This is a genomic window from Bradyrhizobium sp. HKCCYLRH3059, from assembly GCF_051168035.1.
In the GTDB taxonomy this organism is placed as follows: Bacteria; Pseudomonadota; Alphaproteobacteria; order Rhizobiales; family Xanthobacteraceae; genus Bradyrhizobium.
The window spans coordinates 619075-639875 of the sequence record NZ_JBNPUF010000001.1 but is presented as its reverse complement, the minus strand read 5'-3'; the positions used below and the strand labels follow the sequence as shown (position 1 = coordinate 639875).

Here is a 20801-nt window from a genome sequence, read left to right as displayed (position 1 = left end):
CCCAGCCGCAAGTACGACCGCGACATGTCCATGCCCCCCGAGACCCAGGTCGTCATCGATTTCGACGACAACCGTGCCGCCTCCGCCCTGGTTGGGCCTTACGGCCAGAATCTGGCCCTGGTCGAACGACGGCTCGGCGTCGTCGTCGATTCCCGCGGCAACCACATCACCATCGGCGGAACACGCGACGGCTGCGATGCCGCGCGGCGCGTGCTCGAATCGCTTTATGCGCAGGCCGTGAAGGGCCACGATCTGGCGCAGGGCGACGTCGAGGGCGCGATCCGCGCCGTGGTGGCGCAGGGCTCGCTGTTCGAGTTCGACGCCAAGAACGCCAAGAACGCGTTCGAGAGCATCAACCTGCGCAAGCGCCCGGTGCGCGCCCGCACCGCCGCGCAGGATTCCTACATCCGCGCGCTGAAGCGGCACGAGCTCGTGTTCGGCATCGGCCCGGCCGGCACCGGCAAGACCTGGCTTGCGGTCGCGCATGCCGCGCAGCTCTTCGAGCGGAAGGAAGTCGACCGCATCATCCTCTCACGCCCGGCGGTCGAAGCCGGCGAGCGGCTCGGCTTCCTGCCTGGTGACCTCCGCGAGAAGGTCGATCCCTATCTGCGCCCGATCTACGACGCGCTGTACGATCTGATGGACGCGCGCATCGTCGAGCGCGCGCTGCAGGCCGGCGAGATCGAGATCGCGCCGCTCGCCTTCATGCGCGGGCGCACCTTGACCAACGCCGCGATCATCCTCGACGAGGCGCAGAACACCACATCGATGCAGATGAAGATGTTCCTCACGCGTCTCGGCGAGAACAGCCGCATGATCATCACCGGCGATCCCTCGCAGGTCGATCTGCCGAACGGCCAGACCTCCGGACTCGCCGAAGCCGCGCGCCTGCTCGACGGTGTCGAGGGGATCGCACAGGTCCGGTTCACCGGCGAGGATGTCATCCGCCACGAATTGGTGGCGCGCATCGTCGCCGCCTATGAGGGGCCGAAAGCCCGCTGACGCGAGAGCAAGCACGCCGATGGTCGCGTCGTTCCAGCGCCATCCGCACAGATATCGACCAGGATGCCACAAAGTCCCATTCCAACGACCGAGGTGATCGTCGCAGCCGATTGCTGGCAGGACCAGCCTGACGCCGAGGACGTCATACAACGTGCCATTCTCGCCGCGGCCGAGATGGTCGATGCCGATGTCGGCGACGCCGAGATCGCCGTCATGTTGACGGACGACCAGGGCATCCGCACCCTGAACAGCAATTGGCGCGGCATCGACAAGCCCACCAACGTGCTGTCGTTTCCGGCGCTGCAGCCGACCGGACCGCGCGGCGAGGATGATGCCCCGCGCATGCTCGGCGACATCGCCATCGCCTATGAGACGATGCGGCGCGAGGCCGACGACGAACAGAAGCCGTTCGAGCATCATCTCAGCCATCTCGCCGTGCACGGCTTCCTGCATCTGATCGGCTACGATCACGAGACCGATGACGAGGCCGAGGAGATGGAGGCGCTGGAGACCGAGATCCTGGCCCATCTCGGCATCCCCGATCCCTATGCCGATCGGGAACGGATGACCTGACCATGGCCGATTCCGAGCCCATCCATGACAATCCGCGCCAGACGCGCAATCTGCCGGCCGTGGTGCCGCCGGCCGAGCTCGGCCGCTCGCCGGGCGAGAACTGGCTGATTCGCGCGCTGCGCAACCTGTTCGGCTGGAAAGGCGGCGGCTCGGTTCGCGACGACCTGCAGGTCGTGCTCGATGCCTCGACGCCCGATGACATCGGCTTCTCCGCGGTCGAGCGCACGCTCCTGCGCAACATCCTCGATTTGCACGAGCGGCGCATCGCCGACGTGATGGTGCATCGTGCAGATATCGTCGCCGTCCGGCGCGACATCACGCTCGGCGAACTGATGAGCCTGTTCGAGAGCGCATCGCATTCGCGCCTCGTCGTCTACAACGACACGCTCGACGACCCCGAAGGCATGGTGCACATCCGCGACCTGCTTGCCTTCACCACGGCGCAGGCCCGGGTCTCCGACGAGGTGAAGGCGCGGCGCAAGAAGCCGCTGCCCGCCGGCCTCGATCTCAAGGCCGTCGATCTGTCGATGCCGCTGTTCGAGGCCAACATCATCCGCAAGCTGCTCTACGTGCCGCCGTCGATGCGCGCGATCGACCTGCTGGCGCAAATGCAGGCCTCGCGCATCCATCTGGCGCTGGTCGTCGACGAATATGGCGGCACCGACGGGCTGGTCTCCATCGAGGACATCGTCGAGCAGATCGTCGGCGAGATCGACGACGAGCACGACAGCGACGAGCCGCCGGCGATCGTGCGGCAGGCCGACAACGCCTTCATCGCGGACGCCCGCGCCAGCCTCGACGACGTACGCCGGGTGATCGGCGAGGAGTTCGTGACGGGAGAGGCGGGCGAAGGGGTGGAGACGCTCGGCGGCTATCTCGTCAACCATGTCGGCCGGCTGCCGGTGCGCGGCGAGCTGATCTCCGGCCCCGGCAATTTCGAGGTCGAGGTGCTCGATGCCGATCCGCGCCGGGTCAAGCGCCTGCGCATCGCGCCGCGCAAGGAACGCCCGACGCCCCGCCCGCAGCGCGAAAGCCGGCGTCGAGACGTTGCGCCGGAAGTGACCCCGGCGGACACGGACGTCCCGGCCGAGCCGCCGCCGACAGAGGCCGGCCCTGCGCCGGTCCACGACGATAGCAGCCCGCCACGGGGCGATGGAGCCAGCTCACAGTGATCCGCCCATCGACGATTCGCGGCCTCGCCATTGGCGTTGTCCTGGCCTGGGGCTGGAAGCGTGCGGCGATCGCGCTCGCCGCCGGCGCGCTCTCCTCGCTCGCGATGGCCCCGTTCAACGCCTGGCCGGTGCTTGCGATCACCTTCCCTGTTCTGGTCTGGCTGATCGATGGCGCCGCGGCGGGACGGCGGCGCGGCATCCCGGCTGCCGCCTTCACCGGCTTCTGCTTCGGCATGGGCTATTTCGTGCCCGGCCTTTACTGGATCGGCAACGCGTTCCTGGTCGATGCCGACACCTTCGCCTGGCTGATGCCGTTCGCCGTGCTGGGCCTGCCGGCCTATCTCGCGCTGTTTCCGGCCCTAGGCTTCGCCTTGGCCCGGTTGATCTGGACGCGTGATGCAACCCGCATCCTGGCGCTCGCCGTCTGCCTGACCGCGAGCGAATGGCTGCGCGGCCACGCGCTCACCGGCTTCCCCTGGGACACGTTCGGCTATGCCCTGTCGCAGCCGCTCGCGCTGGCGCAGACGGCCTCGCTGATCGGGATCTGGGGCATGACGTTCCTGGCGATCGCGATCTTTGCCAGCCCCGCGGTGCTGATCGACGGCAAGACATGGCGTGAGCGCTGGCGGGCGCCGGCCGCGGCCGCCGCCCTGCTCGTGATGATGGGCGTGTTCGGCGCCATCCGGCTCGGCCTGCATCCGACAGCCTTCGTCGCCGACCTCAAGCTGCGGATCATGCAGCCGAATCTGCAGCAGGACGTGAAGTTCAACTATGGCGCCAAGGCCGATGTCATGCGCCGCTATCTGGCGCTGTCGGACCGCGCCTCGGGCCCGAACGCCACCGGCGTCCGGGACACCAACGTCCTGATCTGGCCGGAATCGGCGTTCCCGTTCTTCCTGACCCGCGAGGCGGACGCGATGGGCCAGATCGCCGACCTGCTGTCGCCGGGCACGGTGCTGATCACCGGTTCGGTCCGCGCCCCCGACGCGCCTCGCAACACCCCCATCACCCGGGCCTACAATTCGATCTACGTGATCGATCACGACGGCACCGTGCTGTCGGTCTACGACAAGCTCCATCTGGTCCCGTTCGGCGAGTTCCTGCCGTTCCAGAATCTGCTGGAGCGGATCGGGCTCGAGCAGCTCACGCGGGTGCAGGGCGGCTTCATCCCCGGCACGGCGCGACGCAACCTGGACGTGCCACACGCTCCGCGTGTTCTTCCCTTGATCTGCTACGAGGCGATCTTTCCGAGTGACAGCGTGCCGACCGAAGAACGACCGGGCTGGATCGTCAACTTGACGAACGATGGCTGGTTCGGCATTTCGACTGGGCCTCATCAGCATCTGCAGCAAGCGCAGTGGCGCGCGATCGAGCAAGGACTTCCATTAGTTCGATCTGCGAACACCGGCATCTCCGCAGTGATCGATCCCGTCGGCCGTATCGTTAAGCAATTGCCTCTCGGCGCAGAGGGCGTGCTGGATTCCGCGCTGCCTGTTGCGTTGCAGCCGACAGCTTATGCAAGGCTCGGCGACATTCCGGTTGCGATCCTGTTAGTGATCGCCCTGAGCACCGTCGTTCGCAGACGTGTTGCTCAAAAGCTTCCCTGACGACAGCAAGATCTCGATTCTTTCCGGGTCCGTAAGATTTTTTTTGACAAGCAAAACCCCAAGTGTTGACAGATAGCTGCTGCAATTCGCATTCTCGCGCGGCAGCATGAGCCGTCCAGTTCGTTGCTCGGCCGTCTTCGTTAGTACGACATGCGAACATAAATTGACGGTGTGAGCGCCTGAGGCATACTGCGACCGCCTCGTTCCGAGGCCCATTCTAAGGAGTTGAGAGATGTCGACGAAAGCGCCCAACCCTGTTGACAAGCATGTCGGCAGCCGGGTGCGGATGCGCCGTATCATGTTGGGCATGAGCCAGGAAAAACTTGGCGAGGCTCTCGGACTCACGTTCCAGCAGATACAGAAGTACGAAAAAGGCACCAATCGAGTCGGCGCCAGCCGGATTCAGCAGATCTCGGAGGTTCTGCAGGTCCCGGTCTCCTTCCTGTTCGAAGGGGTCCCGAGTGGCGGGACCAACGGTGAAGCTTTCGGCGAAGGCGCTTCGCCCGCCTATGTGTCTGATTTCCTGGCAACCTCCGAAGGACTGGCGTTGACCCGCGCATTCACGCGGATCCACGATTCGAAGCTTCGTCGCAGCATCGTCGACCTGGTCGAGCAGATCGCTGATCGTGAAGCTCCGGAAGAAGGCTAGCTGATGCGCCGGCGCTGACATTCCTATCGTGATCACTCTCATAGGAATGTCAGCGCCCTCGGGGGGCCATCAGCGGGGCACGTTTGCGGACGACGCGCTGGGCACGCTGCGTTCCGCCAGACGAATGAGCCGATAGACAGGTTGGATCACGACCAATAGAGCGCGATGGCTCCCCTTCGGGAAAGGCTATCGCGCTCTAAATCTTTTTATGCACATGTGGCCTGGAACTCCGGCGTCCCAGCCGCCAACCCGCCCAGCGACGCGCCAAGCGCGTCCACCGCCTGCTACCACTTCGTAACCATCGAGAACGATTTACAAAGCTCATGACCGCCAGCAGCAGCCCGTTCGATAGTCGCACAATTCTCGAAGGCATCCGCCAATGGGTCGAGATCGAGACCCCGACCGAGGCGCCTGATCAGGTCAACAAGCTGGCTTCCCTTGTCGCGGATGGCTATCGCGGGCTCGATGCCACGATCGAACGGATCGCCGGACGCGACGGCTGCGGCGACCACCTCGTCGCACGGTCGTCGTGGGGACAGGACGAGCCGGGCATCCTGGTCCTGAGCCATCTCGACACGGTACATCCGATCGGGTTCATCGCGCGGCTGCCGTTCGCAGTCGACGGCGACGTTGCGTACGGTCCCGGGATCTACGACATGAAGGGCGGCGCCTATCTCGCCTTTCACGCCTTTCGTCAGCTCTGCGCAGAGGGTCAAAAATCGCCCCTCGGCATTACTCATTTGTTCGTCTCGGATGAAGAGATCGGCAGCCCGACCTCGCGCGCGCTGATCGAGGAGGAAGGCCGCAAGGCCAAATACGTCCTCGTCACCGAGCCGGCGCGCGACGGCGGCAAGATCGTGACCGGACGCAAGGGCGTGGCGCGGTTCGACGTGGCAATCCGCGGCGTGCCCGCGCACGCCGGCGCGCGTCCACAGGATGGACGCAGTGCGATCCGCGAACTCGCCAACGTCATCCATGCGCTCGAAGCGCTCAACGACCCCGCCCGCGGCATCACCGTGAATGTCGGCGTCGTGCGTGGGGGCACCCGTCCCAACGTGATCGCTGAGGAAGCTTATGCCGAGGTCGATGCACGGCTGCCGACGCCTGCCGATGCCGAGGAAATCCTGCCCAAGATCCTGGGGCTGACCTCGCGCAGCGATGGCGTCACGGTCGAAGTGAGCGGCGAGGTGAACCGGCCGCCTTACGTCAAGGGCAACGCCGGCGCCGCCCTGTTCGAGCATGCGAAATCCCTGGCCGACGAGATCGGCTTCGAGCTGGTCGACACCTATACCGGAGGCGGTTCCGACGGCAATTTCACCGCACCGTTCACGGCGACGCTCGATGGGCTCGGCGTCGATGGCAAGGGCGCGCATACGCATTACGAGCAGATGTACATCTCCTCGATCGAGCCGCGGACAAGGCTGCTCTACCGTCTCTATCAAACCCTGCGATGAGCCCCGCGATCAACATGCCCGTCGACGACGATCACACCGGCACCGAGGCCCTGCACGGTCAGGGCTCGTTCTTCGGCCGGCGCAAGGGCCACAAGCTGCGGGCGCATCAGGCCGGCCTGGTCGACAACCTGCTGCCGCACCTCGCGCTCGATCTCGCCGCGCCCGCGGAAGCCGTGCTGCCCACGCTGTACCATCCGCCGGTCGACGCGCTGCGGCTGGAGATCGGGTTTGGCGGCGGCGAGCATCTTGCCGCCGAAGCGAAGGCGTTTCCGACCACCGGCTTCATCGGCTGCGAGCCCTATGTCAACGGCATGGCCAAGATCCTGTCGGCCATCGAGGCCGACAACATCGGCAATATCAGGCTGGTGGCGGGTGACGCCGCCGAGCTGTTGGCCTGGCTGCCGCCGCAGTCGCTGCAGCGGATCGACCTGATCCATCCCGATCCCTGGCCGAAGCGGCGGCACTGGAAGCGGCGTTTCGTGCAGGATGCGACGATCGCAGCGATGGCGCGCGTCCTGAAGCCCGGCGGCGAGTTCCGCTTCGTCAGCGACATCGCCGACTATTGCGCCTGGACGCTGTGGCATCTGCTGCGTTCGCCGGAGTTCGCCTGGACGGCCGAGCGCGCCGACGACTGGCGTCTGCCCTGGCCGGGCTACACCATGACGCGCTACGGGCGGAAGGCCACGCGCGAAGGCCGCGTCGCCAACTATCTGATCTTCAGCCGGCGCTGACCGCTGCGCCGGCGAGGTCACTCAGTGTCGTGTCTTCCAGAACGCGACGACGCGTTCGGCGGTCGATGGCAGCAGGCGCGCGTAGTTGACCCTGATCGCATCGATATCGCGCTGCGCCGGCACGCGTTTCGGTCCGAGGCGCAGCAGGATCAGTGAGTGCACGGTGCGCCAATCGAGCCCGATCATGCGCCCCAGGATCAGCAGCGGATCGTGACGATCGCCCGACACCAGTCGGTCGAGCGTCGCGATCTTCAATCCCGTCATTGCGGCGAGCGCCGCGATGACCTCCTCGTATTTGTGCTCGGATGCGAAGCCGAACAACGCCGACTGGTCCAAGGCACCGGCTTCATACAGCGACAGGATGGTCCGCTGCGCCGGCACGAAATCGCGCGTGCTATGCGCTGTACGCGCCGCATCGGCGAGTTCGGCGAGAGCCTGCCTGATCCTCGCCTGCTTGTCCGGCGGCACGACATCGAACAGCCGCCGCCTGATGACATCGAGCGAGCCGGCCAGCAGTTGTTTCAGATGATCGTCGGAAACATCTGCGCGCCGGCCGACCGTGAGCGTCAGCACGCCGTCTGAACTCGCGCGGTGGATCAGCGCGGCATAGCCGCGCGGGGAAAACGCTGCGCCGTCATTGGCAGCGGTCCGCCGCACCACGTCGCGATCCCCTCGGCGCACCAGCACATCGGTCGTATCGGCCGATAGGCGCGTCCGCTCTGCCATCGCGAGCAAATGACCCTGGCTCTTGTCGCGCGCAATAGCGATGAGCACGGGATCGTCGAGCACGAGCGAACGGCGCAACAGCGGACCCGCCACCGCAACCTCGTCGTCGCGCGCCAGCCGGCTGACGACGGCACGGGGCGCCTTGAGGAGCCGCGACAACCGCTCCGCCAGATCGATCCGCGTCGGCAGATCCGCGAACGGGACCAGATCGATCAGGAGACCGTCGAACAGATTGATATGCTCGGGACGCAGCTTCGTCGCATCCTCGAAGAACAGGTCGGCGATGCGGCGCGTGGCCTCGAGGCCGCGTTCAGCATTGCCCTGCCTGACGATCCCGCCAAGGCCGGGGATCAGCGCGGTTGCCGGGGTCATGACGTCTACTCGATACGCAACACGACACGTTTCCGTGCGCTCCACTCCGTGCGGCACGACGACGGGGGCGAAAAGCACGAACTCAGCTCATTTTTAAGCGATCTTGGTGAATGAAGGGTTAGACCCTGCGGCATTCGGCCGTTCCCGGTCAGGGAAAACGATCCGATCCGCAGTCCGGGCGCGGAGCAAATTCCCAGTTCCAGGCGCCGTTTGAGGCGACACGACCCTTGCCGTCAGGCGGCAAAGCGGCTATATGAGCGCCATCAAACATCATCTCATATACGATCGCGTAGTGAGGGTGGGCCCTTCCGGACCCGCTCTTTTTTGTTACCTGGATCGCTCCGCCACGGGCGGGATCGGTCCGGTGAGCGCGATCGAACAGGCCCGACGGCCCAACCAAGCAAGACACGCGATCGACGCCTCGATGACGGAACCTACGTTCGCAACCGCTGACACCGACCTCCTGACCGAGCCCCGCCTCGTCGTCGAGCCGGGCGTCGCGGCGCGCGTGGCGGCGGTGGCCGACCCGGTGCTGCAGGGAATGGGGTACCGCCTGGTGCGGATCCGCATTTCGGGCGAAGGTGGTTGCACGGTCCAGGTGATGGCCGAGCGTCCCGACGGCACGATGCAGATCGAGGATTGCGAGGCGGTGTCGCGGGCGCTGTCACCGGTGCTGGACATCGCCGATCCGATCGACCGCGCCTACCGCCTCGAGATCTCCTCGCCGGGCATCGACCGGCCGCTGGTCCGCCGCTCCGATTTCGAACGTCACATCGGTCATCTCGTCAAGATCGAGATGGCGGTGGCGCATCAGAACCGCAAACGCTTCCGCGGCATCATCGCCGGCGTCGAAGGCGACGGCGTGCGCATCACCCGCGATGACGTGGCCAAGGACCAGGAGCCGGATGTCGTGCTGCCGATGGCCGACATCGGCGACGCCAAGATGGTGCTGACCGACGAGCTGATCGCCGAATCCATGCGCCGCGGCAAGGCGGCCGAGCGCGAGAAGAAGCGCGAGCTTGGAATCGTCCCACCGCTGGCGCCGCACGCCAAGCCGGCGGCCCAGGCGAAGCCCAAGCCGAAGCCGAAAGCAAAAGACGACAAGCCGGCCAAGAAGCCGCTGCCGACCAATACCAAGAAACATCGCCTCGCCGCCGATCGCGCGCGCAGAGGCGAGATCGATCCTGATTAGAGGAGATTTGAGCCATGGCCGTCAGCGCCAACCGGTTGGAACTGCTGCAGATCGCCGACGCCGTCGCGCGCGAGAAGTCGATCGACCGCGGCATCGTGATCGCGGCGATGGAAGACGCGATCGCCAAGGCCGCCCGCGCCCGCTACGGCAGCGAGACCGACGTTCATGCCGAGATCGATCCGAAGAAGGGTGAGCTGCGGCTGTCGCGCCACATGCTGGTGGTCGAGAAGGTCGAGAACCCCTCGAACCAGATCTCGCTGGATGATGCGCGCCGCGCCAACCCGGGCGCGCAGATCGGCGACACCATCGCCGACACCCTGCCGCCGCTGGAATATGGCCGCATCGCCGCGCAGTCGGCCAAGCAGGTCATCGTGCAGAAGGTGCGCGAGGCCGAGCGCGACCGGCAGTACCAGGAGTTCAAGGACCGCATCGGCGACATCGTCAATGGCGTCGTCAAGCGCGTCGAATATGGCAGCGTGATCCTCGACCTCGGCCGCGGCGAGGCGATCATCCGCCGCGACGAGATGCTGCCGCGCGAGGTGTTCCGCAACGGCGACCGCGTCCGCGCCTACGTCTTCGACGTCCGCCGCGAGACCCGCGGCCCGCAGATCTTCCTGTCGCGCACCCATCCGCAGTTCATGGCCAAGCTGTTCGCGCAGGAGGTGCCGGAGATTTATGACGGCATCGTCGAGATCAAGGCGGTCGCTCGCGACCCCGGCTCGCGCGCCAAGATCGGCGTTGTCTCCCGCGACTCCTCGGTCGACCCTGTCGGCGCCTGCGTCGGCATGCGCGGCTCGCGCGTGCAGGCGGTGGTGAACGAGCTGCAGGGCGAGAAGATCGACATCATTCCGTGGTCGCCCGACATCGCGACCTTCGTGGTCAACGCGCTGGCGCCGGCCGAGGTCGCCAAGGTCGTCATCGACGAGGACCGCGAGCGCATCGAGGTCGTGGTGCCCGACACCAACAACCAGCTCTCGCTGGCGATCGGCCGCCGCGGCCAGAACGTCCGCCTCGCCTCGCAGCTGACCGGCTGGGACATCGACATCCTGACCGAGCAGGAGGAATCCGAGCGCCGCCAGGCCGACTTCGAGAATTCCACCCGCGTGTTCATGGAATCGCTGAACGTCGACGAGGTCGTCGGCCAGCTGCTGGCGTCCGAAGGCTTCACCTCGGTCGAGGAGCTCGCCTTGGTCGACCTCAAGGATCTCGCCGGCATCGAGGGCTTCGACGAGGAGACCGCGACCGAGCTGCAGACCCGCGCCCGCGAATTCCTCGAGCAGCAGGAAGCCGAGCTAGAGGCCAGGCGCAAGGAGCTCGGCGTCGAGGACGCGGTGAAGGACGTGCCCGGCGTCACCACCAAGATGCTGGTCAAGTTCGGCGAGAACGACATCAAGACGGTCGAGGACCTCGCGGGCTGCGCGACCGACGATCTGGTTGGCTGGACCGAGCGCAAGGAGGGTGGCGAAGCCACCAAATTCCCCGGCATTCTCGACGGTCTCGATATCTCCCGCGACGATGCCGAGGCCATGGTCATGCAGGCCCGCGTCAAGGCCGGCTGGGTCAGTGAGGCTGACCTCGCCAAGGCCGAAGCCGAACCCGAGAATGAGGACGAAACGACCGAAGGACAGCCCGCCTGACCCGCTTGGCTCGTCCCATGGACACCACGATGACCCCCTCCCTGACCCAGCTCGCTTGAGATGAGGAGCCGCATCACCGCATGCTCGCTTTGGCCGACCCCGAGCTCGACAATGGACCGCGGACCGAGAAGTCCGCGACCATGCGCATGTGCGCGGTCAGCCGCGAAGTGCGGCCGATCGGCGAGCTGATCCGCTTCGTCGTCGGCCCGTCGGGCGAGGTCGTGCCCGACATCAAGCGCAAGCTGCCCGGACGGGGCTTGTGGATCACCGCCTCGCGCCAGGCGGTTGCGGAGGCGGTGCGGCGTCACCATTTCAGCCGGGGCTTCAAGACCAACGTCCGCGTCCCGCCAACCCTTGCCGCAGACCTGGAAGCCTTGCTGGCCCGTAGCGCGATCGAAGCGCTGGGGATTGCCGCCAAGGCCGGTCAGGTCGTCTCCGGTTTCTCCAAGGTGGAAGCGGCGCTGTCGCAGCGGCCATCACGGTCGACATTGGCAGCCCTCGTCCATGCCGCGGACGGCGCAGCCGACGGGATCCGCAAGCTCGACGCGCTGGTGCGGCCGAACGACGGGGGTCAGGACCAAGCCCCGACAATTCCGATCATCTGCTGTCTCACTTCGGCAGAATTGGATTTGGCACTTGGGCGCTCAAATGTGATACATGCTGCCGTGCTCGCAGGCCCGGCGAGCAGGACATTCCTGTCGCGCAGCCAGACACTGGTCCGATACCGGTCGGCCGACGCTGACAAGATTGCCGGAACCGCGGCCACGAAATCTGCTTCGACTTCGAAGACATAGCACTTTGAAGCCATAGCTACGAAGACATCGCGACGATTGCACGAATGAGACGGTGCGGTAGCCCGCACGCTGGTAACGAGATTAGGACGACTGAATGGCCGACAACAACACTCCGGGCGACAAGAAACTGAGTGTCCCGAGCAAGACCTTGACGCTGAAGCCGCGCGTCGAGACCGGCACGGTACGCCAGAGCTTCCCACATGGCCGGAGCAAGCAGGTGGTGGTCGAGAAGCGCGGCAAGCGCCGCGTCGGCGATGGGGGGCCCGATGCGCCGCATGCGCCGGAGCCGACCGTCGCCAAGGCGCCGCCGCCCCCGCCATCGCCGCGCTCATCCGGACCGCGCCCATCCGGCTCGTCGCAGCGCGGCGGGTCCGGCGTCGTGCTCCGCACCCTGACCGAGGACGAGCGCTCGGCGCGCGCCAGCGCGCTGGCCGATGCCCGCGTGCGCGACATCGAGGAACGCCGCCAGGCCGAAGAGGAAGCCCGCCGCCGCGCCGAGCGCGAAGCCGCCGAACGCGCCGAGCGCGAGGCTGCCGAGGCGCGCCGCAAGGCCGAGGAAGAGCGGCACCGTCACGAAGAGGAAGCCAAGCGCAAGGCCGAGCTCGAAGCCAAGAAGCGGTTCGGTGAAGGCGAGGCGCCCCGTCCGGCGACATCCGCGCCCCAGCCCGCCGCAGCCGCACCGGCCCGCTCGACGCCCGCCCCCGGCAGGCCCGTCGGCGCACCGGGCAGCCGGCCGCAGCAGATTGGTGGTCCGAGCTCGCGGCCCGGTGGCGCTCAGCCGGCGGGCGCACGCCCGGCCGGCGCCCGTCCTGCCGCCGGCGGTCCGCTCGGCCGCGCGCCGGCGGCGGTTGCCGCCGGTCCGGACGAGGATGAGGGTCCGCGCCAGATCCGCAGGGGTCCCGGCGGAGCCGCACGTCCCGCGCCGCCGCCGAAGACCACGCACAAGCCGGGCCCGCAGAAGCAGCGCGGCCGCCTGACGGTGGTCACGGCGCTCACGGCCGACGATGTGCGCGAGCGCTCGATCGCGTCGTTCCGCCGCCGCACGCAGCGCCTGAAGGGCCATGCCGCCAACGAGCAGAAGGAGAAGCTCGTCCGCGAGGTGACGATTCCGGAAGCCATCACCATCCAGGAGCTGGCGAACCGCATGTCGGAGCGCGCGGTCGACGTGATCCGTCTGCTGATGCGCCAGGGCGCGATGCACAAGATCACCGACGTGATCGATGCCGACACCGCGCAGCTGATCGCGGAAGAACTCGGCCACACCGTCAAGCGCGTCGCCGCCTCGGACGTGGAGGAGGGCCTGTTCGACGTCGTCGACGATTCGACCGACACCGAGCCGCGCTCGCCGGTCGTCACCGTCATGGGCCACGTCGACCACGGCAAGACCTCGCTGCTCGACGCGCTGCGCCACGCCAACGTGGTCTCGGGTGAAGCCGGCGGCATCACCCAGCACATCGGCGCCTATCAGGTGACCGCGCCGGATTCCGGCAAGAAGATCACCTTCATCGACACGCCCGGCCACGCCGCGTTCACCGCGATGCGCGCCCGCGGAGCCAAGGTCACCGACATCGTCGTGCTGGTGGTCGCGGCCGATGACGGCGTCATGCCGCAGACGATCGAGGCGATCAATCACGCCAAGGCGGCGAAGGTGCCGATGATCGTGGCGATCAACAAGATCGACAAGCCCGACGCCCGTCCCGAGCGCGTCCGCACCGAGCTGCTCCAGCACGAGGTGCAGGTCGAATCGCTGGGCGGCGAGGTCGTCGACGTCGAGGTGTCCGCCAAGAACAAGACCAATCTCGATCGTCTGCTCGAGATGATCGCGTTGCAGGCCGACATCCTCGACCTCAAGACCAATTCGGATCGCCCGGCCGAAGGCACCGTGATCGAAGCCAAGCTCGATCGCGGCCGCGGCCCGGTCGCCACCGTGCTGGTTCAGCGCGGCACCTTGCGGGTCGGCGATATCATCGTCGCCGGCGCCGAGATGGGCCGCGTCCGCGCGCTGATCTCGGACCAGGGCGAGACGCTGCAGGAGGCAGGCCCGTCGGTGCCGGTCGAGGTGCTCGGCTTCAACGGTCCGCCGGAAGCTGGCGATCGCCTCGCCGTCGTCGAGAACGAAGCCCGTGCCCGCCAGGTCACCAGCTACCGCGCGCATCAGAAGCGCGAGAACGCGGCAGCCTCGATCTCCGGCATGCGCGGTTCGCTCGAACAGATGATGTCGCAATTGAAGACTGTGGGCCGCAAGGAATTCCCGCTGATCATCAAGGCCGACGTGCAGGGCTCGCTGGAAGCCATTCTCGGCTCGCTGGAGAAGCTCGGCACCGAGGAGGTCGCCGCCCGCATCCTGCATGCCGGCGTCGGCGGCATCAGCGAGTCCGACGTCACGCTGGCCGAAGGCTTCAACGCCGCGATCATCGGCTTCTCGGTGCGAGCCAACAAGGAAGCGGCCGCACTCGCCAAGCGCAACGGCATCGAGATCCGCTACTACAACATCATCTACGACCTCGTGGATGACGTGAAGAAGGCGATGAGCGGCCTCCTGGCCCCCACGCTTCGGGAAACCATGCTCGGCAATGCGCAGATCCTGGAGGTGTTCAACATCTCCAAGGTCGGCAAGGTCGCCGGCTGCCGCGTCACCGACGGCACTGTCGAACGCGGCGCCAATGTCCGCCTGATCCGCGACAACGTCGTGGTTCACGAGGGCAAGCTGTCGACCCTGAAGCGCTTCAAGGACGAAGTGAAGGAAGTGCAGGCCGGCCAGGAATGCGGCATGGCCTTCGAGAGCTACGGCGACATGCGTGTCGGCGACGTCATCGAGTGTTATCGCGTGGAGACCATCCAGCGCTCGCTGTAAGTCCGAATCCTACAGAGCGCTGCAATTCGAGCGAGCAGCGATTCCGTGCACCTGCGGAATCGCCGCGCCTCTTGAACTTAACGAAGCGTCGTTGAACTCAATCAGAATGATCCTCTCGCCCGTGCTCACGCCGGGCGACGATCCATTGGATTTTTGAAAAATGCCTCGCCATCACCAGAGGGGAAGCGCCGCTTCCGGCGGCTCGCAGCGTCAGTTGCGCGTGGCCGAGACCGTGCGTCACGCTGTCGCCGACATTCTCAGCCACGGTGACGTGCACGACCCGGACCTGGAGGGACACATCATTACGGTGCCCGAAGTCCGCATGTCGCCCGATCTGAAGCTCGCCACGATCTACATCATGCCGCTCGGCGGACAGGATACGGACGTGGTGCTCACGGCGCTGGAGCGCAACAAGAAGTTCCTGCGCGGCGACATCGCGCGGCGCGTTAACCTGAAATTTGCACCTGACATCCGCTTCCGCGTCGACGAGCGATTCGACGAAGCGGAACGGATCGAGAAATTACTGCGAACACCCGCGGTGCAGAGAGACCTCAATTCGGATTCGGAAGAGAGCTGATGACCATTCCCCCCGAAACCGGCACTGTCGACGCGCCGAGCGCCGAACCGACCGCGGCCAAGACGATCCATTCTGCCGACGGACGCCCGCCGCGCGACAACAACGATCCGCGCAACAAGCCGCGCCAAGGGAACGGTCAGGGCAGCCAGCCGCGCCGCGATCGTCGCGACGTCCATGGCTGGGTCGTGCTCGACAAGCCGATCGGCATGACCTCGACCCAGGCCGTGGCGGTGGTGAAGCGCCTGTTCCAGGCCAAGCGCGCCGGCCATGCCGGCACGCTCGATCCGCTCGCCTCCGGCGGCCTGCCGATCGCGCTGGGCGAAGCCACCAAGACGGTTCCCTTCGTGATGGACGGCCGCAAGCGCTACCGCTTCACCGTGACCTGGGGCGAGGAGCGCGATACCGACGACACCGAAGGACGGGTCGTCGAGACCAGCGACGGCCGGCCGGATGCCGCGGCGATCCGGGCGCTGCTGCCGCAATTTACCGGCCGGATCGAGCAGACGCCGCCGCGCTATTCCGCGATCAAGATCCAGGGCGAGCGCGCCTATGATCTCGCCCGCGACGGCGAGGTCGTCGAGCTCCAGCCGCGCCCGGTCGAGATCCATGAACTGACCCTCGTCGACCAGCCCGACCCCGACCATTCGGTATTCGAGGCGGAATGCGGCAAGGGAACCTATGTCCGGGCGCTGGCCCGCGACATGGGCCGCCTCCTCGGCTGTTACGGCCATATCAGCGCGCTCCGGCGGACCCTGGTGGGTCCGTTTACCGAGAACGACATGATTCCGCTGGAACAGTTGGAGGCTTTGTGCAATAGAGCCGCGTCCGGTGAGGGAAGCCTCGCCGACGCACTCCTGCCCGTTGAGACCGCGCTGGACGACATCCCGGCACTGGCCGTCACTCGGGCTGATGCGGCAAGGCTCCACAGGGGCCAGGCCGTTTTGTTGCGCGGACGGGATGCGCCCAATAGTAGCGGCACAGTCTATGTCACGGTCGCAGGCCGCCTTCTGGCGCTTGCCGAAATTGGCAATGGCGAACTCATCCCCAAGCGCGTGTTCAACCTGACCGGACTGACTGCCAGCTCCGGTCGCAACGAAAGAGACTGACGATGTCGGTGACCGCAGAGCGCAAGGCGGAAATCATCAAGGCGAATGCCACCAAGGCCGGTGATACCGGTTCTCCCGAGGTGCAGGTTGCGATCCTGTCGGAACGCATCAACAACCTGACCAGCCATTTCAAGACCCACGGCAAGGACAACCACTCCCGCCGCGGTCTCCTGAAGCTGGTGTCGACCCGCCGTTCGCTGCTGGACTATCTGAAGAAGAACGACGAGGCGCGCTACAAGGCGCTGCTCGAGAAGCACAACATCCGTCGTTGAGCTTCGCGTTGGAATGAGCGCGCGCGGTCCAGCGCGCGTTGATGGCATGATGCCGAGGACGCCGCTTCGATCGCGGCGTTCGCGAGTCCGGGATCATGCGGTCTGGCTGGATCTGGAAAGAGGCAGATACGCTCTTCGACTGATCCTGCCCGGACCATGCAGTACGCCTCAGCAGCAATCCGGCCGCTGGGCGTAACGGGCAAGGTGCCCGTTATTTACGAGAAGGATGGACGCCATCCGAAATAAGAAAACCATGGCAGGATCGCAGGGCGCTGATCGTTTTCCAGCGCCCTGCAATCTTGCGCATGGTTTTTTTGTTTCCGGGGGGTCTGCCTTCGATCATCTCATGAAAGAAGATACCCATGTTTACCAAGCATTCCGTCGAGATCGACTGGGGTGGGCGTCCGCTCAGGCTGGAAACCGGCAAGATCGCCCGCCAGGCTGACGGCGCCGTCGTCGCCACCTATGGCGAGACCGTCGTGCTCGCGACCGTCGTCGCCGCCAAGGCGCCGCGCGAGGGCGTCGACTTCCTGCCCCTGACCGTCGACTATCAGGAAAAGACCTACGCCGCGGGCCGCATTCCCGGCGGCTATTTCAAGCGCGAGGGCCGTCCGACCGAGAAGGAGACGCTGGTCTCCCGCCTGATCGACCGCCCGATCCGCCCGCTGTTCGTCGATGCCTGGCGCAACGAGACCCAGGTGATCGTGACCGTGCTGTCGCACGACATGGAGAACGATCCGGACATCGTGGCGCTGGTCGGCGCGTCGGCCGCCCTGACCTTGTCGGGCGTTCCGTTCAAGGGTCCGATCGGCGCGGCCCGCGTCGGCTTCGCCAATGACGAATACATCCTCAATCCGACCCTCGACGAGATGGCCGACACCCAGCTCGACCTGGTCGTCGCCGGCACCTCGGACGCCGTGCTGATGGTGGAATCGGAGGCCAAGGAGCTCAACGAGGACATCATGCTCGGTGCGGTGATGTTCGGTCACCGTCACTTCCAGCCGGTGATCAACGCGATCATCGAGCTCGCCGAGAAGGCCGCCAAGGAGCCGCGCGACGTCGCGATCATCGACAACGGCGCGATCGAGAAGGAGATGCTCGGGATCGCCGAGCAGGACCTGCGCAACGCCTACGCGATTCCGATCAAGCAGCAGCGCTATGCTGCCGTCGGCGCCGTCAAGGAAAAGGTGATGGCCTACTTCTTCCCCGAGGGGCAGGAGCCGAAATACGACAAGCTCCGGATCGCCGCCGTGTTCAAGGAGCTCGAGGCCAAGATCGTCCGCTGGAACATCCTGGACACCGGCAAGCGCATCGACGGCCGTGACGCCAAGACGGTGCGCAACATCGTCTGCGAGGTCGGCGTGCTGCCCCGCGCCCACGGTTCGGCGCTGTTCACCCGCGGCGAAACCCAGGCGCTGGTCGTAACCACGCTCGGCACCGGCGAGGACGAGCAGTACATCGACGCGCTGTCGGGGACGTACAAAGAGACGTTCCTGCTGCACTACAACTTCCCGCCCTACTCCGTCGGTGAGACCGGCCGTCTCGGCGGCACCAAGCGCCGTGAGATCGGCCACGGCAAGCTCGCCTGGCGCGCCATCCACCCGGTGCTGCCGCCGCATCACGAGTTCCCCTACACCACGCGCGTGGTGTCGGAGGTGACCGAGTCCAACGGTTCGTCGTCGATGGCCACCGTCTGCGGCTCCTCGCTGGCGCTGATGGATGCAGGCGTGCCGCTGAAGCGGCCGACTGCGGGCATCGCGATGGGTCTGATCCTGGAAGGCAGCCGCTTCGCCGTGCTGTCCGACATTCTCGGCGACGAGGACCATCTCGGCGACATGGACTTCAAGGTTGCGGGCACCGAGAGCGGCATCACCTCGCTGCAGATGGACATCAAGATCGAGGGCATCACCGAGGAGATCATGCGGGTTGCGCTGGGCCAGGCCCGCGAAGGCCGCATCCACATCCTGGGTGAGATGTCCAAGGCGCTGACCGCCGCGCGCGCCGAGCTCGGCGAATACGCGCCGCGCATCGAGACCTTCAAGATCCCGACCGACAAGATCCGCGAAGTGATCGGCACCGGCGGCAAGGTGATCCGCGAGATCGTCGAGAAGACCGGCGCCAAGGTCAACATCGAGGACGACGGCACCGTGAAGGTCGCCTCCAACGACGGCGAGGCGATGAAGGCCGCCATCAAGTGGATCAAGTCGATCGCCTCCGATCCGGAGGTCGGCCAGATCTATGACGGCACCGTCGTCAAGGTGATGGAGTTCGGCGCTTTCGTGAACTTCTTCGGCACCCGCGACGGCCTCGTGCACATCTCGCAGCTCGCCGACAAGCGCGTGCAGAAGACCACCGACGTCGTCAAGGAAGGCGACAAGGTCAAGGTCAAGCTGCTCGGCTTCGACGACCGCGGCAAGACCCGGCTGTCGATGAAGGCGGTCGACCAGACCACCGGCGAGGATCTCGAGGCCAAGCAGAAGGACGCGCCCGCCGAGGCGCGCGAAGCCGCCGGCGAGTAAAGCCGGGGCACCATTCGAGTGAAACACAAAGGGCGGCTTTCGGGCCGCCCTTTTTTGTTGTCCTATCGGTCGCGCACCCTCGCGCGTCCCGGGTCACGGCTGCGGATGCAGAGGCCGTCACCCCGCTTAAGGTCACCCACATGCACCATCCTATCATCCGCCCTGCCCGCCCGGACGAATACGACGCCGTCGCCAGGCTCTGGATGGAGAGCTGGTGTTCGACGGGCCTGGAAACGCAGAGCGAGAGGCTGCTCGCGGTCCTCAGGGAGCGCGTGCCGCGCGAAGTCGCCGGCGGTTGGAGCCTGTATGTCGCCGACGACCGCGGCGGCCTCGCGGCGATGCTCGCGATCAACGTCCCCACGCTCTATCTCGACCAGCTGATGATCGCCCCGTCCCATCAGGGCCGCTCGCTCGGCCGCCGGCTGCTCGCCTTCACCCGCGAGCTGCTCCCCGACGAAGTGTGGCTGCGCTGCGCGAAGGGCAACGACAAGGCGTGGCGCTGGTACGAGCGCGAGGGCTTCGTGCTGGAAAAGGAGGAAGCTGACCCGCTGCACGGCCGGATCATGAAATACTATCGCTGGAAGCGTGACGGTCAGGCGGCGGCCTCCTGATCGCAGAGCGTGCAAGCGCAAATCTTGCGCGTGGCGACCGGAAACCGTTGCGTGCGCCTTCGCAGGCGAACTAAGTTCGAGTTCCCGACGACCTTGCATTCTCGAACCGTCCCCATGTCCGTGCCGCTCCTGCCGATCCGCCGCCTTGCGCTCGTCGTCCTCGCCGCTGCCTTCGCAACCGGGGCTTGGGCCCAGGCTCCGTCAGCAACGGCGCCCAAGGCCGCCCCCGCGGCCAAGAAACCCTCCGGAAAGACAAAGGCGATGGCGAAACCAGGCGCCATCGAAAGCGGTCCGTGCCGTCTTGGCGTCATTGCCGCACTCGGCGACCAGCTCGCCGTCAGCAAGTTCGGCCTCACCGTGTTTGAAATCGAAGAGGACGAAGTCACGTTGCCGGGATGGGGACTGGACGACCTCGCCATGGCGCGCGTGCGCGCGGCCACCGGCGGCGACCCGGCCGTGCACAGGATCGGCTATCCAAAAGGCGCGTTCGAGCCGTACTACCATCCGACGTCGCGCTTCCTGCCCGATCCGAAGGAGAGCCTGGCCTCGATCGTGCGCAACGTCACCACGAATGCCAACTGCGCACGCTACCTCGTCGTCACCAGGTTCGAGACGACCATTCCCAACACCACCCTGAGGCTCAGAGGCATCGGCGCCTACAATCAGGGGGTCGGATCGATCCTCAGGCACTCGCATCTGTTTGCGAACGTCAACATCACGCTCATCGACGGCCAATCCTACGAGAAGATCAGCTCGTTCTCGGCGGATACCGGCGCCAGGCTGGCCGAGACCATGAGGCTCACCGAGGATCCTCTCAACAAGCTCAACAATGCCGACTTCCCCGAGCCTCTCGCGGCTGCGGCCTCCAGCACCGTCCTGCGCGAGCGGCTGCGCACCCTGGTCGCGGCGAAGCTCGATCGCGACCTGCCGAGCTATCTGAAGATCGAATGATG

The 20801-nt window shown here is 66.1% G+C and carries 18 protein-coding genes; 17 read left to right on the top strand and 1 reads right to left on the bottom strand.

The genetic code is table 11. The annotated features are described in order from the left end of the window. The first annotated feature begins 24 nt into the window (after positions 1-24). From ACQR13_RS02990 to ACQR13_RS02960, 7 genes are all read left to right on the top strand, one after another. Positions 25-1002: a PhoH family protein gene (locus ACQR13_RS02990; RefSeq protein WP_315716934.1), complete on the top strand. Its 978-nt coding sequence runs from the start codon at positions 25-27 to the stop codon at positions 1000-1002. 63 nt (positions 1003-1065) lie between these two features. After that, complete coding sequence (gene ybeY / locus ACQR13_RS02985) at positions 1066-1575, top strand: rRNA maturation RNase YbeY (protein WP_315751786.1); 510 nt, start codon at positions 1066-1068, stop codon at positions 1573-1575. A gap of 2 nt (positions 1576-1577) precedes the next feature. Next, a complete protein-coding gene (locus tag ACQR13_RS02980; protein WP_315751785.1) occupies positions 1578-2747 on the top strand; it encodes a hemolysin family protein in 1170 nt (389 codons plus the stop codon). Then, on the top strand, positions 2744-4354 hold the full coding sequence (gene lnt, locus ACQR13_RS02975) for an apolipoprotein N-acyltransferase (RefSeq protein WP_315751784.1): 1611 nt from the start codon (positions 2744-2746) through the stop codon (positions 4352-4354). The genes ACQR13_RS02980 and lnt overlap by 4 nt, the downstream gene beginning before the upstream one ends. Positions 4355-4586: 232 nt before the next feature. Further along, a complete protein-coding gene (locus tag ACQR13_RS02970; protein ID WP_006615449.1) occupies positions 4587-5003 on the top strand; it encodes a helix-turn-helix domain-containing protein in 417 nt (138 codons plus the stop codon). A 323-nt stretch (positions 5004-5326) separates the two neighbouring features. Then, on the top strand, positions 5327-6457 hold the full coding sequence (locus ACQR13_RS02965; RefSeq protein ID WP_315716930.1) for a M20 family metallopeptidase: 1131 nt from the start codon (positions 5327-5329) through the stop codon (positions 6455-6457). After that, entirely contained in the window at positions 6454-7188 is a 735-nt protein-coding gene (locus ACQR13_RS02960) for a tRNA (guanine(46)-N(7))-methyltransferase TrmB (RefSeq protein WP_316173537.1), read from the top strand. The genes ACQR13_RS02965 and ACQR13_RS02960 overlap by 4 nt, the downstream gene beginning before the upstream one ends. Before the next feature lie 21 nt (positions 7189-7209). Here the strand turns inward: ACQR13_RS02960 and ACQR13_RS02955 are convergent, their stop codons facing one another. Further along, positions 7210-8286, bottom strand: a complete 1077-nt coding sequence (locus ACQR13_RS02955) for a DUF2336 domain-containing protein (RefSeq protein WP_434862570.1) — start codon at positions 8284-8286, stop codon at positions 7210-7212. 424 nt (positions 8287-8710) lie between these two features. Here ACQR13_RS02955 and rimP point away from each other — a divergent pair, with 424 nt between their 5' ends. The 10 genes from rimP to ACQR13_RS02905 all read left to right on the top strand — a co-directional run bounded on the left by rimP (position 8711) and on the right by ACQR13_RS02905 (position 20799). Then, positions 8711-9478: a ribosome maturation factor RimP gene (gene rimP / locus ACQR13_RS02950; protein ID WP_315716927.1), complete on the top strand. Its 768-nt coding sequence runs from the start codon at positions 8711-8713 to the stop codon at positions 9476-9478. Positions 9479-9492: 14 nt separating this feature from the next. Beyond that, positions 9493-11115 carry a transcription termination factor NusA gene (gene nusA, locus ACQR13_RS02945; protein ID WP_315716926.1) on the top strand — a complete coding sequence of 541 codons (1623 nt, stop codon included), beginning with the start codon at positions 9493-9495 and terminating at the stop codon, positions 11113-11115. Positions 11116-11195: 80 nt separating this feature from the next. Continuing rightward, a complete protein-coding gene (locus ACQR13_RS02940) occupies positions 11196-11909 on the top strand; it encodes an RNA-binding protein (RefSeq protein WP_434862569.1) in 714 nt (237 codons plus the stop codon). Positions 11910-12003: 94 nt separating this feature from the next. Beyond that, entirely contained in the window at positions 12004-14763 is a 2760-nt protein-coding gene (gene infB / locus ACQR13_RS02935) for a translation initiation factor IF-2 (protein WP_315716924.1), read from the top strand. A 160-nt stretch (positions 14764-14923) separates the two neighbouring features. Next, entirely contained in the window at positions 14924-15340 is a 417-nt protein-coding gene (gene rbfA, locus ACQR13_RS02930; RefSeq protein ID WP_315716923.1) for a 30S ribosome-binding factor RbfA, read from the top strand. Then, the gene (gene truB / locus ACQR13_RS02925; protein ID WP_434862568.1) at positions 15340-16446 is read left to right on the top strand and encodes a tRNA pseudouridine(55) synthase TruB; all 1107 of its coding nucleotides are present in this window, start codon (positions 15340-15342) and stop codon (positions 16444-16446) included. Before rbfA ends, truB begins: the two co-directional genes overlap by 1 nt. A gap of 2 nt (positions 16447-16448) precedes the next feature. Beyond that, on the top strand, positions 16449-16718 hold the full coding sequence (gene rpsO / locus ACQR13_RS02920) for a 30S ribosomal protein S15 (RefSeq protein ID WP_009025947.1): 270 nt from the start codon (positions 16449-16451) through the stop codon (positions 16716-16718). 362 nt (positions 16719-17080) lie between these two features. Beyond that, complete coding sequence (pnp, locus tag ACQR13_RS02915; protein WP_315716921.1) at positions 17081-19237, top strand: polyribonucleotide nucleotidyltransferase; 2157 nt, start codon at positions 17081-17083, stop codon at positions 19235-19237. A 140-nt stretch (positions 19238-19377) separates the two neighbouring features. Next, on the top strand, positions 19378-19848 hold the full coding sequence (locus tag ACQR13_RS02910) for a GNAT family N-acetyltransferase (RefSeq protein ID WP_316173531.1): 471 nt from the start codon (positions 19378-19380) through the stop codon (positions 19846-19848). 114 nt (positions 19849-19962) lie between these two features. Continuing rightward, entirely contained in the window at positions 19963-20799 is an 837-nt protein-coding gene (locus ACQR13_RS02905) for a hypothetical protein (protein WP_316173529.1), read from the top strand. The last annotated feature ends 2 nt before the right edge of the window (positions 20800-20801 follow it).

Coding starts and splice junctions, on each gene's coding strand:
- infB (WP_315716924.1), top strand. CDS start 12,004: ATGGCCGACAACAACACTCCGGGCGACAAGAAACTGAGTGTCCCGAGC.
- ACQR13_RS02990 (WP_315716934.1), top strand. CDS start 25: ATGTCCATGCCCCCCGAGACCCAGGTCGTCATCGATTTCGACGACAAC.
- ACQR13_RS02965 (WP_315716930.1), top strand. CDS start 5,327: ATGACCGCCAGCAGCAGCCCGTTCGATAGTCGCACAATTCTCGAAGGC.
- ACQR13_RS02905 (WP_316173529.1), top strand. CDS start 19,963: ATGTCCGTGCCGCTCCTGCCGATCCGCCGCCTTGCGCTCGTCGTCCTC.
- rbfA (WP_315716923.1), top strand. CDS start 14,924: ATGCCTCGCCATCACCAGAGGGGAAGCGCCGCTTCCGGCGGCTCGCAG.
- ACQR13_RS02940 (WP_434862569.1), top strand. CDS start 11,196: ATGCTCGCTTTGGCCGACCCCGAGCTCGACAATGGACCGCGGACCGAG.
- nusA (WP_315716926.1), top strand. CDS start 9,493: ATGGCCGTCAGCGCCAACCGGTTGGAACTGCTGCAGATCGCCGACGCC.
- ACQR13_RS02980 (WP_315751785.1), top strand. CDS start 1,578: ATGGCCGATTCCGAGCCCATCCATGACAATCCGCGCCAGACGCGCAAT.
- pnp (WP_315716921.1), top strand. CDS start 17,081: ATGTTTACCAAGCATTCCGTCGAGATCGACTGGGGTGGGCGTCCGCTC.
- rimP (WP_315716927.1), top strand. CDS start 8,711: ATGACGGAACCTACGTTCGCAACCGCTGACACCGACCTCCTGACCGAG.
- ybeY (WP_315751786.1), top strand. CDS start 1,066: ATGCCACAAAGTCCCATTCCAACGACCGAGGTGATCGTCGCAGCCGAT.
- ACQR13_RS02955 (WP_434862570.1), bottom strand. CDS start 8,286: ATGACCCCGGCAACCGCGCTGATCCCCGGCCTTGGCGGGATCGTCAGG.
- rpsO (WP_009025947.1), top strand. CDS start 16,449: ATGTCGGTGACCGCAGAGCGCAAGGCGGAAATCATCAAGGCGAATGCC.
- truB (WP_434862568.1), top strand. CDS start 15,340: ATGACCATTCCCCCCGAAACCGGCACTGTCGACGCGCCGAGCGCCGAA.
- ACQR13_RS02960 (WP_316173537.1), top strand. CDS start 6,454: ATGAGCCCCGCGATCAACATGCCCGTCGACGACGATCACACCGGCACC.
- ACQR13_RS02910 (WP_316173531.1), top strand. CDS start 19,378: ATGCACCATCCTATCATCCGCCCTGCCCGCCCGGACGAATACGACGCC.
- ACQR13_RS02970 (WP_006615449.1), top strand. CDS start 4,587: ATGTCGACGAAAGCGCCCAACCCTGTTGACAAGCATGTCGGCAGCCGG.